The 12,494-nt window shown below is 67.1% G+C and carries 11 protein-coding genes; 7 read left to right on the forward strand and 4 right to left on the reverse strand.

Translation table 11 applies throughout. From position 1 onward, the window contains the following. Window positions 1-107 precede the first annotated feature (107 nt). The gene (locus tag B0T44_RS04105) at window positions 108-1,607 is read right to left on the reverse strand and encodes a cytochrome P450 (protein ID WP_077116346.1); all 1,500 of its coding nucleotides are present in this window, start codon (window positions 1,605-1,607) and stop codon (window positions 108-110) included. A 182-nt stretch (window positions 1,608-1,789) separates the two neighbouring features. On the opposite strand from B0T44_RS04105, the gene B0T44_RS04110 reads away from it, so the two are divergent. Then, window positions 1,790-3,286, forward strand: coding sequence for an NAD(P)/FAD-dependent oxidoreductase (locus B0T44_RS04110; protein ID WP_081511553.1), 1,497 nt, complete (start codon window positions 1,790-1,792; stop codon window positions 3,284-3,286). Window positions 3,287-3,535: 249 nt separating this feature from the next. After that, window positions 3,536-4,483, forward strand: coding sequence for a hypothetical protein (locus B0T44_RS04115; RefSeq protein WP_077116345.1), 948 nt, complete (start codon window positions 3,536-3,538; stop codon window positions 4,481-4,483). 121 nt (window positions 4,484-4,604) lie between these two features. Here B0T44_RS04115 and B0T44_RS04120 read toward each other — a convergent pair whose 3' ends face one another. After that, a complete protein-coding gene (locus B0T44_RS04120; protein WP_077116344.1) occupies window positions 4,605-6,125 on the reverse strand; it encodes an MFS transporter in 1,521 nt (506 codons plus the stop codon). A gap of 112 nt (window positions 6,126-6,237) precedes the next feature. Between B0T44_RS04120 and B0T44_RS04125 the strand changes: the two genes are divergently transcribed. Genes B0T44_RS04125 through ku form a run of 3 tightly spaced genes read left to right on the forward strand, consistent with a single transcriptional unit; the run spans window position 6,238 to window position 8,941 of the window. Continuing rightward, window positions 6,238-6,936, forward strand: coding sequence for a TetR/AcrR family transcriptional regulator (locus tag B0T44_RS04125; RefSeq protein WP_077116343.1), 699 nt, complete (start codon window positions 6,238-6,240; stop codon window positions 6,934-6,936). Beyond that, on the forward strand, window positions 6,933-8,039 hold the full coding sequence (locus B0T44_RS04130; RefSeq protein ID WP_077116342.1) for a lycopene cyclase family protein: 1,107 nt from the start codon (window positions 6,933-6,935) through the stop codon (window positions 8,037-8,039). The genes B0T44_RS04125 and B0T44_RS04130 overlap by 4 nt, the downstream gene beginning before the upstream one ends. After that, window positions 8,039-8,941, forward strand: coding sequence for a non-homologous end joining protein Ku (gene ku, locus B0T44_RS04135; protein WP_077116341.1), 903 nt, complete (start codon window positions 8,039-8,041; stop codon window positions 8,939-8,941). The genes B0T44_RS04130 and ku overlap by 1 nt, the downstream gene beginning before the upstream one ends. A 96-nt stretch (window positions 8,942-9,037) precedes the next feature. Here ku and B0T44_RS04140 read toward each other — a convergent pair whose 3' ends face one another. Then, complete coding sequence (locus tag B0T44_RS04140) at window positions 9,038-9,544, reverse strand: GNAT family N-acetyltransferase (RefSeq protein ID WP_077116444.1); 507 nt, start codon at window positions 9,542-9,544, stop codon at window positions 9,038-9,040. A 192-nt stretch (window positions 9,545-9,736) separates the two neighbouring features. Here B0T44_RS04140 and B0T44_RS04145 point away from each other — a divergent pair, with 192 nt between their 5' ends. Beyond that, window positions 9,737-10,651 carry a universal stress protein gene (locus B0T44_RS04145; protein ID WP_077116340.1) on the forward strand — a complete coding sequence of 305 codons (915 nt, stop codon included), beginning with the start codon at window positions 9,737-9,739 and terminating at the stop codon, window positions 10,649-10,651. Window positions 10,652-10,656: 5 nt separating this feature from the next. Here the strand turns inward: B0T44_RS04145 and B0T44_RS04150 are convergent, their stop codons facing one another. After that, entirely contained in the window at window positions 10,657-11,574 is a 918-nt protein-coding gene (locus tag B0T44_RS04150; RefSeq protein WP_077116339.1) for a D-isomer specific 2-hydroxyacid dehydrogenase family protein, read from the reverse strand. 578 nt (window positions 11,575-12,152) lie between these two features. Between B0T44_RS04150 and B0T44_RS04155 the strand changes: the two genes are divergently transcribed. After that, window positions 12,153-12,488, forward strand: a complete 336-nt coding sequence (locus tag B0T44_RS04155) for a CU044_2847 family protein (RefSeq protein ID WP_077116338.1) — start codon at window positions 12,153-12,155, stop codon at window positions 12,486-12,488. The last annotated feature ends 6 nt before the right edge of the window (window positions 12,489-12,494 follow it).

Here is a 12,494-nt window from a genome sequence, read left to right on the forward strand (position 1 = left end):
GCTGGAGGTCGGCAGCCGTGGCCGATCTCCCCTCGCATCGATGGCTCGGTTCGACAGCCGACGATCTGCTGCACCGTGCCGGTACCGATGCGCTGCCGCGAGAACCGTCAGAGCCGCTCGAGATGCAGCGGCGCGTTGTCGCGCGGGAACGGGATGGTGCTGAAACCCCACGGCATGCGGTAGCTGTCGGGGATATGCCAGCGGTAGCCGCGCACCAATGCCGAGATGATTGTCTTCACCTCGAAAACACCGAAATGCATACCGATGCATTTGTGTGAGCCCGCACCGAACGGCATCCAGGCGAGCCGATGCGATTTGTCCTCGCGGCGGGGTTCGTCGAAACGTAACGGGTCGAAGACCTCGGGGTCGGTCCAGAACTCCGGCAGCAGATGGTTGACCTGGTAGCCGAGGTCGACAGGTGTACCTGCGGGAACGTAATGGCCTGCGATCTCGGTATCGCGGACCGCGCGGCGCACGATCCCCGGCACCGGCGGCATCAACCGCAGGCTTTCCTTCACCACCAGGTCCAGATTGTGCAGCCGGTCCAGTTCGGAGATCGTCGGGATATCGGTCTCGGCGTCGGCGGCCAGCACCTCCGCACGCACCTTCTGCTGCCAGTCGGGGTGTTTGCCGAGGTAGTAGGCGACGGCGGTGGCAGCGGTGGTTGTCGTGTCGTGGGCGGCCATGATCAGGAAGATCATGTGGTTGACCACGTCGGCGTCGCTGAAAACATCCCCGTCCTCGGTGCGGGCATGACACAGCCCGGAGAAGAAGTCAGGAGCGTCTTTTCGCCCTTCGGCAGGACTACGCCGCTTCTGCGGCAGCATCGATGTGAAGTACTCCTCGAGCACCCGGCGTCCGCGCAGCCCGGCCCGCCATTTACCGCCCGGCACCGGATGCCGCACCAGCGCGAGCCCGGCATGGGTGCAGGCGACGAACGCGTCGGTGAGGATGCGCCGCTGCTCACCGACCTCGGCGTCCATGAACGTCTCGCCCGCGATCTCGAGCGTGAGCGCCTTGATCGCCGGGAACAACCGCACGGTGCGACTCGCGCCCGGCCCCGCAGGCACCCAGCGGTCGATCGTCTGCCGCACCACCGGGGTCAGTTCGGCCAGATGCGCTTCCAGCCGCTGCCTGGTGAACGCCTGCTGCATGATCCGGCGATGGAACATGTGCTCATCGAATTCCAGGAGCAGCAGGCCGCGACGGAAGAACGGGCCGATGAAGAAATCCCAGCCCTGACCGAAATCACGCCTGCGGCGGCCGAGCACCTCGTCGATCGCTTCGGGGCCTGCGGCGAAAACACGGTCCAGGCCGAGGGAGCTGTTGAGGGTGACCGGGCCGAAGCGGCGGTAGCGGTCCATCATCTCCGCCGGGCCCCAGCGCATGAAGTGCAGGGTACGCCCCAGATACGGCAGCCCGGCGTCGCCGCGCACGGCGGCGGCGGTGCTGTCGCGGGGCGGTGTGGCCAGGGTCTTCGGGCGCATCGGAACGCGCAGCAACACCTGATCGATGGGATGCGTACGAGGTATCTCGATCAGGCCGATGTTCTCGGTGTTGTTGCCCACCCGCGGTTTTCCGGCGGCGGCACGGTCGACGGTGACCATGGCTGACCTCCCTGAGAGATAGCTCCTATCGTATTCTCTTTGTTGCATTCTTTCGGGTGGTTCGGGGATCTCGTCGTGACGCTCGCCTACGCGCCGACTACCGTGTGATTGTCAGAAAAGAGATCGTCCGGCCAGGCGATCACCCGGGCGTACCGGCCCCGACCTGTCGAGGAGCAGCGACGATGAGCACTGAATCTGCCGGGAACCGCCGTCACCACGTGGTGGTGATCGGTTCCGGCTTCGGCGGCTTGTTCGGCACCAAGCACCTCAAACGCGCGGACGTGGACGTCACCCTCATCTCCAAGACCTCCACCCACCTGTTCCAGCCCCTGCTCTACCAGGTCGCCACCGGCATCCTGTCGACCGGCGAAATCGCACCGGCCACCCGGCTGGTGCTGCGCAAGCAGCAGAACGCGCGGGTCGTGCTCGGCGAAGTCATCGATATCGATCTGCAGGCGAAGACGGTGACGTCGCAGCTGCTCGGCCAAGACACCGTCACCGAGTTCGACAGCCTGATCGTGGCGACCGGTGCACAGCAGTCCTATTTCGGCAACGATCACTTCGCCGAGTTCGCACCCGGTATGAAGACCATCGACGACGCCCTGGAGTTGCGCGCACGGATCCTCGGCTCGTTCGAGCAGGCGGAACTGGCCACCACACAGGAGGAGCGTGAGCGGCTGCTCACCTTCGTGGTGGTCGGCGCGGGGCCGACCGGTGTGGAACTGGCGGGTCAGATCGCCGAACTGGCCGACCGCACCCTGGAGGGCACCTTCCACAACATCGACCCGCGGGAGGCCCGCGTCATCCTCCTCGAAGGAGCGGGCGCGGTGCTGCCGCCGATGGGTCCGAAACTGGGCGGCAAGGCGCAGCGGCGGCTGGAGAACATGGGCGTGGAGATCCAGCTCAACGCCATGGTGACCGATATCGACGCGCACGGGGTGACCGTGAAGGACAGCGACGGCACCATCCGCCGCATCGAATCGGCGTGCAAAGTGTGGTCGGCCGGTGTCGCAGCGAGCGAACTCGGCCGGATGCTGGCCGAGCGCTCCGAGGGCACCGAGGTCGACCGGGCGGGCCGGGTGATCGTGGAACCCGATCTGACCATCAAAGGTCACCCCCATGTATTCGTGGTCGGTGATCTGATGTCGGTACCCGGTGTGCCCGGCCAAGCCCAGGGCGCCATCCAGGGCGCAATATACGCTGCCAAACAGATCAAAGCCGGCTTGAACGGGCAGTCGCCGCAGGAACGCAAACCGTTCAAGTACTTCAACAAGGGCAGTATGGCGACGGTGTCGCGGTTCAGCGCCGTCTGTCAGGTCGGGAAGCTGGAGTTCGGCGGGTTCATCGCCTGGCTGGCCTGGCTGGCATTGCACCTGTACTACCTGATCGGCTACCGCAGCCGCATCGTCACCGTCATCCAGTGGTTCGTCACCTTCCTCGGCCGCAGCCGCGGCCAGATGGCCGCCACCGAACAGTGGGTGTTCGCCCGGCTGGCCTTGGAGGCGATCAACGACTCCGAAAAAGACACCGCAGACTCGGCGGGCCGGGCCGACGCGGCGTCGAAGAGCACCGAAGCACCCGCCGGCGCTGCCACGGCCAACGGCACCGCCGAGCCTGGTAACGACGAATCCATGGAAGGGCGCGACGAAAAGAAAGTGAGCGACCGCAAAGCGGGCTGACCGCACCGGTTTCGCCACAACAGAAACGCACCTCGGCCCCACCCGGACAACCCCGGGCGGGGCCGATGGCGTCGTATGCCCAGGGCCGTAAGGAGTCTCGCAAGGCGGAGGACCAACGCCCATCCTTCGCCCTATCCCATCCGGATGGCGATCTGATCCGAATGTCGAACGAACGTGGGACTACTACCTTCCGAACGAAAGGCCATCATGGGCAAAGGCAAGCACAGGGCTGTCAGTCCACAACGGCAAATGGTGGGGTCGATCGTCGCCGCAGGTGCGGTGCCACTGGTCATCGCGTTGATCGGCACCGGAACCGCCTCCGCCGATCCGGTCCCGGCTCCGGTAGCGGGGCAACCGATCCCCGGTGGCACCCCCGCGGTGCCGATCGCCGCGCCGCAGCCGGACCCGGCCGCACTGATCCAGGCCGTCACCGCGCCGGTGACACAGGCCGCCGCCGATCTCACGGCCCAGGTCACCGCCGACCCGGCGGTCCGAGCGGCCGCTGACAACGCCGTGCAAGCAGCAACCGACCTCGCGGCCCAGGCCGGCGTCCCCCTGCCTCCGGCCGCAACGCAGTTCACCGCGACACTGCCCGAACCGGCCCCGGTTGCCGAGCCCGCGCCCATCGATCAAGTGGTACCGCCTGCCGACGCGCCCGTTACCCGCCCCATACCGAACCACAGCTACCTGGCCCCGCTCGGTGAGCTGCATGCACCGGTGCCGGTCGAAAAGGTCGCCCCGATCGAGGCGCCCCCTGGCAAACTGCGCGTCGGATACGTCATGATCGACGACCCCCATTTCCCCGGTCTCGATATTGCGCCGATCAACGAAGGAGCAGCCCAGGCTGAGGCCGATCTGGCCACCTTCCTGGACTCGGTGGGCATCGAACGCACCCGCTCCGACAAGATCGCCAGCCAAGTCCTCGGCTCGGCCGCGATCGGCGCTTCTGTCGGTTCCACGGTGGCCTCGCCGATTGCCTCCAGTGGCGCGATGGTCGGCGCGATCGCCGGATTCATCTCCGGTATCCCGTTCCTGCCCATCGGCCTGCTCGTCGGACCGGTCATAGGCGCTGCCATCGGCTACGCGTTCGTCGCCGCCCCGTTCGCTGCCGTCGGAGCGGGAGTAGGAGCGGCCGTCGGCGCGATCGACGGGTTTGCCGCTCCCCCGCACGGGACCGCCCCCGCGACACCGTCCTGACGCCTGCCTCACCCGGAAGGGGTGGCCAGGGCAGAGATGAAGAGCCCTGCGCCACCGATGCCGCCGTGAACCGGCCTGCGCGTGCCGGACACAGTGGGCCCGAGTCGGGAGCCTGCGACAGCTAGGCTCCCGGCCTGGGCGCGTCAACCATTTCCGCTGGTTCGGCTGGCTCGCCGGTACGCGAGGTGGCGAGCAACACCACCGCCGCCATCACCAGCAGAACCGCAGCGCCGACCGTGGTGGCGATATGCATACCGTCGACGAACGCCGCCCGCGCCGCGGCGATGAGCGCGGTATCGGAACCGGCGAACTGGATCGTTTCACCGAGGGTGGACGCGAAGTCGCCGCCGGAGCGGAAGACCAGCGCCGCCAGCGAACCCAGCAGTGCCAATCCGAGCGCATTGCCCAGTTCGAAACTGGTTTCGGAAATACCGACCGCCGAACCGGCCCGCTCCGGTGGTACCGACGCCACCGAGACCTCCGAGACCAGCGTGAACACCACGCCGTAACCGATGCCCGCAACCGCCGAACCTGCGATATACCAGGCGATTCCGTCGGCGACTCCCACCCCCAACAGCATGAGGTTACCGACGGCGGCCGCGGTCAGCCCCAGCGCGAACGCCGCTCGCACACCCAGCCACCGCGCCACCGCGGAGCCCGACATCGAAAACACGAACACCGTAATCGCCATCGGAATACCCAGCACCGCCGCCGCCAGCGGGTCCCTTCCGGCGACCGACTGCAGGAAGACACTGGTCAGGAAGCTCATCCCCGCCAGCGACATCATCCCCGCCGTACTCGACCCGACCGCCACCGCGAACCGCTTGCGGGCGAACAGTTTCAGATCCAGCAACGGCTCACTCAGCTGACGCTGCCTGCGCACGAACAAGGTGAGCACGATCGCGCCGATCGCTGCGATCACCAGCGCTTCGGCATCGATTCCGTATTCGGCGACGTGCTTGATCGCATACACCAGCGGTAGGATCCCGCCGATCGACAGCGCGACACTCGGCATATCCAGCGGGCCGAGGGTGGTCGAGCGATGCTCGGGCAGCAGCAGCTTCCCGAACACCAGCAGCACCAGCAGCACCGGCGCGTTGATCAGGAACACCGACCCCCACCAGAAGTGATGCAGCAGGATACCGCCGATGATCGGGCCGACCGCGGAACCGCCCGCGAAGAACGCCGTCCACACCCCGATCGCGCGCGCCCGCTGCCGGGCGTCCGGGAACAGGCTGGAGATCAACGACAAACTGGACGGAAGCAAGGTCGCGCCACCGATACCCATCAGTGCGCGGGCCGCGATCAGCACCGGTGCACTCGGTGCGAACGCCGCGATCACGGACGCGATCCCGAACACGGTGGCGCCTGCCAGCAGAATGCGCCGCCTGCCCACCCGGTCGCCCAGATTCCCCATGGTGATCAGTAAGCCCGCGATCAGGAAGCCGTAGATATCGAGGATCCACAACTGCTCGGCCGCCGAGGGGTCCAGATCAACGGTGAGCGTCGGCAGTGTCAAGAACAGCACCGACATATCCATCGACACCAGCAGCACCGGTAGCAGCAGCACGGCGAGCCCGAGCCAGGCACGCCGGGAGCTGCTCGTATCCGGCGCCGAAGGCAGCGCCTTCACGTGTGTCATCGATACTTCCTCTCGATCATCGAAACCCTCTGGTCCACGATGCGTACGGCGTACGCCTGTCCAACGGGTACAGTGTACGCATGCCGTGAGGGAGGCGAAAGGGAGTTTTTCTGTGACCGAGCCCACCAAGCTCACCCGCGACGCGATCATCGACACCGCCATCGCCATGGCCGATGCCGAAGGACTCGACGCGCTGTCCATGCGCCGCATCGCCGAGCGCATGGGCGTCGGCGCGATGTCGCTGTACCGCCATATCGCGAACAAGGACGAACTGGTCGCTGCGATGGCCGACGAGGTGGCCACCCGATACCCCTACCCGCGTCCGGTCCCGGCGGACTGGACCTGGCGGCACCGGGTGCAGATCGCCGGGGAGATCGACTGGACGCTCTACCAGTACCATCCGTGGGTGCTGCTGGCCTTCACCGTCCCCCGCTACAGCTTCGGACCGGGCAGCCTCGACGGCCTGGCCTGGCTGGTCGAGGGCTTCCGCGAACTGGAGGTGAGTACCCACGAGGCGACCCTGATGTCGCTCGCAGTGTGGAACTACATCTCCGGAGCGACCCTGCCGCATATCAGCGCCGCCCTGCTCCCCCACAAGGAACCGGACGCCGCCGACCAGAACGGCCTGCGCACCCTGTTGGAGGGCAATCCGTGCTACCCGACCCCGCCGATCCTGATGGAACTGTGCGGAACGGGCAGCGAATTCGACCAAGTCGACATGCTGCGGATCGGCCTGACCGCGCTCTGCGACGGATTCGCCCAGCGTGCCGAACACCTGCGCCGCCGCGAAGCCGGCCCGGCCACACCATGACGCGAGATATCGTCGTCTGCGGGCTCGGCCCGGCCGGGCGTGCGCTCGCCCACCGCTGCCTGACGCGGGGGCTGTCGGTGACCGTTGTCGATCCCGCACCGGAGCGCCGGTGGACCGCGACATATGCGGTGTGGGCCGATGAACTGCCGGACTGGGTGGACCGGAGCGCGGTGGCGGCCACTGTGGTCGAGCCGATCGCCTACGGTCATCGCCAGCACGCACTCCCGCGCACCTATGCCGTGCTGAACACCGGCCGCCTCCAGGATTCGCTCGACCTGACCGGGGCGACGGTGGTGACCGGTCGGGCGAAGACGATCGGCCGCCGCGAAGTCGAGCTGGCGTCCGGGTCGGTGCTGCGTGCCGACCGCGTTATCGATGCCCGCGGCCTCGGCCGAACCCCCGGCCGCGCCGAACAAACGGCGTACGGCCTGGTGCTGGATGCACAGGATCTCGCGCAGTCTGCTCTGTTCATGGATTGGCGGCTCGACAACGGCGCCCCCGCCGACGCACCGCGTTCGTTCCTCTACGCCATCCCGTTGGGAGGCGAGGCGATGCTGTTCGAGGAAACCTGCCTGGCCGGGCGACCCGCCCTGGAGCTCGGCGAACTCGAGCAGCGCCTGCACCACCGGCTGCGGGCGCGCGGGGTCGGTTGCACCGGCCGCGAGCGGGTGGAGCGGGTGCGGTTCCCGGTCACCGGCGGCCGGCCGGGAGCGGACCGGTTCGGCGCAGCGGGAGCGTTGACCCATCCGGCGACCGGGTACAGCGTCGCAGCCGCCTTGGCCGCCGCCGATACGGTCGCCACGGGCGGTACGGCCTGGCCGCCCAGCGCACGGGCCGTGCACCGGCTCCGGCTGGCGGGGCTGCGGGCACTGCTGTCGCTTCCCCCCGCCGATCTGCCCGACTTCTTCGACGCATTCTTTGCCATACCGCCGGATCTCCAACGCGCCTACCTGTCCGGCCGCACCGATCCGGCCGGTACCGCCGCCGCGATGTCCCGTATTTTCGCCGACCTCCCCGCTCCGATACGCCGTCGTGTCGCGGCAGCGACACTCCGGTTACCAACTGGCCTGCGGACCCGCATCGGTTCGGCCATGATGGAGTAATGCGATCAATCTGGAAAGGCTCGATCGCGTTCGGGCTGGTGAACGTCCCGGTGAAGGTGTACTCCGCCACCGAGGACCACGACATCAAGTTCCACCAGGTCCACGCCGAAGACGGCGGCCGGATCAAATACGACCGTGTCTGCACCGTGTGCGGGAAAACGGTGCAATACGCCGATATCGACAAGGCCTATGAATCACCCGAGGGCGACAGGGTGATCCTCACCGACGAGGATTTCGCGAAACTGCCGGTCGCCGAGAAACACGAGATTCCGGTGCTGCAGTTCGTACCGTCCGAACAGATCGACCCGATTCTGTTCGACAAGACCTACTATTTGGAACCCGATTCCGCCACCCCCAAGGCTTACGTCCTGCTCACGGCCACCCTGGAGCGGGTCGAGCGCACCGCGCTCGTGCATTTCACGCTGCGGCAGAAAACGCGACTGGCCGCGCTGCGAGTACGCGAGGGCATGCTGGTGCTGCAGACGCTGCTGTGGCCGGACGAGGTGCGTTCGATGTCGTTCGAATCAATCGAACAGGCCGGAAGACCGCGCCCGCAGGAAATCAGGATGGCCGAAACGCTGGTCGATTCGATGTCGGACGATTTCGACCCCGACAAGTTCACCGACGAATACCAGATCGAACTGAAGGATGTCATCGACGAGGCGATTGCCAGCGGCAGCGAAAAAGTGGTCGCCGCCCCGGAAGCCGCCGCACCCGCCCTGGACGCCGAAGTGGTCGACCTGATCGTCGCGCTGCAGCGCAGCCTCGAAGCCAGCGGACGACGCGGCGACACCGGCTCATCGAAGCCGGCCAAGAAAACCACCGCCAAAAAGGCGGCACCCGCCAAAAAAACCACGTCCAAAAAAGCACCCGCCAAAAAAACCACCCGTAAAGGCGCTTGAGGACGAGCCGATGCTGGCACATTGACCACACGGACCCCGCGATCGCGATCGTCCCCATGGGCCTGGGTTATCTGCGCCAGGTGCTCGACCTCGGCCTCAGACAGCCTGGATGAACCAGTCCAAGCGACCGTGCTCGGCGTCGTCGGTGCTGTGGTGATACCCGAATCCGACCCGATGCGCGACCGAAACCGATGCGGTGTTGTCCGGGTCGATGCGCAGCACCGCCTCATCGGCCAGATCGCGCCCGGCGATATACCGGCAGGCCAGCACCACCGCCCGCGCCGCCATCCCCCGCCGCCGCCAGGCCGGATAGATCCCGTACCCCACATCGGCCTGCCGCGCCGCCAAGTAGGCACGTTCGGTGTGGATATCCAGCGTGCCGATCACTGTCGCGCTCGCCAGATCCACCACCGCGAACGTTTTGCCCGGTCCGTCGACTGCCCATTCCTGCTCGCATTCGCGGAAATGCTCCACCACCCGCTCCAGCGTCTCCGCCGCGCCGCCCCGCCATCGCGCCGAAGCCGCGTCCTCTGCCGCCAGATGCGTCCGGGCGTCGCCCACCTGAATCGGGCGTAACCCGATCACCCCATCCGATATCAACACGTGATCATGATCGACGCAGATCACCCGGCCGAACAAGTCTCTGTGCGGCGCGCCACCCATTTCACCTGCACGGGGATGCAGAGAACACTCGAAGGGTTCATACTCGCGACCAAGGGGACCGGGCCCCGCCGGAAGGGCGCATTTTCCGGCCCTCGGCGGTGACCGACGCCAGCGACAGGGAGGACACCGGCTATGCGCGACGAATACCTCACAGACACCCACCAGCTGGTATCGGCCGCGGTGGTGGTCGGCGCCGAAGGCACCCCGGCTTCCGATCTCGCTGTTGGCTGGGCCGCCGAAGCGGCCGCGCAGCGCAAGCGCACCCTGGTCATCGCGCACGGGATGAACCTGTATCCCGCCCGCGCGTTACTCGCCTACGGACAGTTGGTCGACGAAGCCTCCGCCACCTTACGCAGGCACGGCGAGCGGGTGCTGGCAGCCGCCCGGCGGATCGCACGCGAGGTGGACCCGCACCTCGCGGTCGAGACCGCACTATCCGACGACAGTGGCGCGAAACTACTCATCGAGCTGTCGAAATCCGCCCATCTGGTGGCGCTAGGTGCCGCGGCGGGCGGCTCCCTGTCGCATCTGGGTTCTTCGCTGCTCGCGGTGACCAGCCACGGCCACGGCGCGATCGTCGCGGTCCGCGAAAGCTCCACCGGGCAAGGCATCAGGCACAGCGGCCCCGTCGTCGTCGGTGTCGACGGCAGCCGCAGCAGCGATACCGCGATCGCAGCCGCGTTCGCCGAGGCCGCCGAGCGCGAAACCGAACTGGTCGCCGTGCACGCCTGGAGCGATCTGGCGTTCGCCGACTATGCGGGCACCGCCTTCGTCGACGTCCCTGTGGCCGATCTGGAGGCCATCGAGCAGGCGGTGCTCGCCGAACGTCTCGCGGGCTGGCAGGAGAAGTATCCGGACGTGCCGGTCGTCCGCAAGATGTATCCGGCGTCGCCGCGTAAACATCTGCTGGAATGGTCGGAAACCGCGCAGCTGCTCGTGGTTGGCAGCCGGGGACGCGGCGGTTTCCGTGGGCTGCTGCTCGGTTCGACCAGCAATGCGCTCGTACAGCACGCGCGTTGTCCGGTGATGGTCACCCACACGAAGTGACCGGGTCAGTAACCGCGCTCGAGGTCGATGACCGCGTGCAGCGGCTGCCCGGCAGCGAACCGTGCGACATTGGCCGCCACATGACGGGCGAGCAGTGCGGGCAGGCCGTCCGGCGGGTTCGCGATATGCGGGGTGATGATGGCGTTGGGCAGCGTCCAGAGGGGGTGGCCGTCCGGTAGTGGTTCCGGGTCGGTGACGTCGAGCGCCGCGCCGCCGATCGAGCCGTCGACCAGCGCACGCACCAGCGCGTCGGTGTCGATCAGCGTCCCTCTGGCGAGGTTGACGATCCACGCCGACGGTTTCATCCGGGCCAGGACACCGGCATCGACCAGGTACTTCGTTTCCGGTGTAGCGGGCGCCGCGAGGACGAAATGATCTGCTGCCTGCCAGATTTCCGGGGTCCGGTCCGCGGCGACGGTCTGCGCCGCTCCGTCCACCGCAACACCTGACCGTGTCACCGCCAGCACCTGTGCCCCCAACCCGGTGAGCATCGGAATCATCGCCCGCCCGATCGCGCCGCAACCGACGATCGCCACCGTCGCTGCCTGCAATGTCTGCACCCGCGCCCCGAACTCCCCCTGACGCCAGGAGTTGGCGCGCACCGGCCCGGTAAGCGCCCGTACACCCGCGAGCAGGAGCATGACACCGTGTTCGGCGACCGGCGCCGCATACGCTCCCGCCGCCGAAGTCCACACCCGGCGCTCATCGATCACCCCGGCCGAGATCCACGGCTCGATACCGGCGAACGGCAACTGCACCCAGCGAACCGTGTCGGGAAGGTCGGCGGGGAAGGTGCCGGGTCGCCCGGTCCACACCACCGCCTCCGCTGCCTCGAGCGGCGCCGACACACCGCCGCCTTGCTCGATGGCGCGGGCCAGGTTCGGGTCTTGTTCAGGGCCGAGATGGATTCGCGGGGATGCCACACCGGGAAAATACCCCCTTCGACCGGAATCCCAGCCAGCGGTATCCGGAGACCGGGCACCCCCAACCGAAACGGCCGCACACACCGGTGAACTCCGCGTTCCGTACCGATCCAGGGCGGACTCGTTTCGTATCAGGAATTCCGATTGGGCAGGGCGATGGCACAGACCCTGCGCTCGGGCCGAGCAGGCCCGCATCCTCGAACATCCCAGCGCAATATCGATGCGATGATCGGCGTGATCCGTCCTGAACAGGCTTGCACCGGGTCGGTCCGGTCGGCGTTGCCCGATCTGCACCGACCGCGCGGTGCTCGAGCGCGTCTGCGCGATACAGACGCCGACGCAAGCCTGTTGTCGTTGCCGAGAGGTTGTCGCGGTGTGTTGCCTGTGACATGCCGAACCTGGGTGCGCCTTCGCCAAGAACCTCTGTCGTGCATGGTTTTTCGGTGTTACTCTGCCTCCGGCTCCGGGCGGGTGAGGTTCGACCGGGCGTCCGTGGCCGGTGAACTGCATTCTCGCGGTATGAGGTTCGCCTGGCCGGTACTGTAGATCTGCGGCCGAACGAGGAGCGGGGGTAGGGCATGACGCACATCGAGCGTGTGGAAATGCCGGACGGGACAGTCATTCACGCGCGAGTCGACGAGAGCGCACGGACCTCCACCGGCGTGGACGTCGGCCTGCGCGACCGATTCAAACTCGAAACACTCGGACCGACCATCCGCAGCGTCGCTGCATCGGTGCACGACAGCGTCGACGGGCTGAAGCCGGATCGGATATCGGTCGAGTTCGGCCTCGAACTGTCACTGGATGCGGGCCGGGTCGTGGCCGTGCTGGCGTCGGGCGGTGCGAAGGCGTCGCTGAAGGTGCAACTCGACTGGAATACGGGCTCGGCACCTGATGCGGCTGGCGAGGTTTAGGGAGAT

Origin of the sequence: Nocardia donostiensis, assembly GCF_002081715.1 — a bacterium.
GTDB classification, from domain to species: Bacteria; Actinomycetota; Actinomycetes; order Mycobacteriales; family Mycobacteriaceae; genus Nocardia; species Nocardia donostiensis.

Coding starts and splice junctions, on each gene's coding strand:
- B0T44_RS04155 (WP_077116338.1), top strand. CDS start 12,153: ATGACGCACATCGAGCGTGTGGAAATGCCGGACGGGACAGTCATTCAC.
- B0T44_RS04145 (WP_077116340.1), top strand. CDS start 9,737: ATGCGCGACGAATACCTCACAGACACCCACCAGCTGGTATCGGCCGCG.
- B0T44_RS04130 (WP_077116342.1), top strand. CDS start 6,933: ATGACGCGAGATATCGTCGTCTGCGGGCTCGGCCCGGCCGGGCGTGCG.
- B0T44_RS04115 (WP_077116345.1), top strand. CDS start 3,536: ATGGTGGGGTCGATCGTCGCCGCAGGTGCGGTGCCACTGGTCATCGCG.
- B0T44_RS04105 (WP_077116346.1), bottom strand. CDS start 1,607: ATGGTCACCGTCGACCGTGCCGCCGCCGGAAAACCGCGGGTGGGCAAC.
- B0T44_RS04110 (WP_081511553.1), top strand. CDS start 1,790: ATGAGCACTGAATCTGCCGGGAACCGCCGTCACCACGTGGTGGTGATC.
- ku (WP_077116341.1), top strand. CDS start 8,039: ATGCGATCAATCTGGAAAGGCTCGATCGCGTTCGGGCTGGTGAACGTC.
- B0T44_RS04120 (WP_077116344.1), bottom strand. CDS start 6,125: ATGACACACGTGAAGGCGCTGCCTTCGGCGCCGGATACGAGCAGCTCC.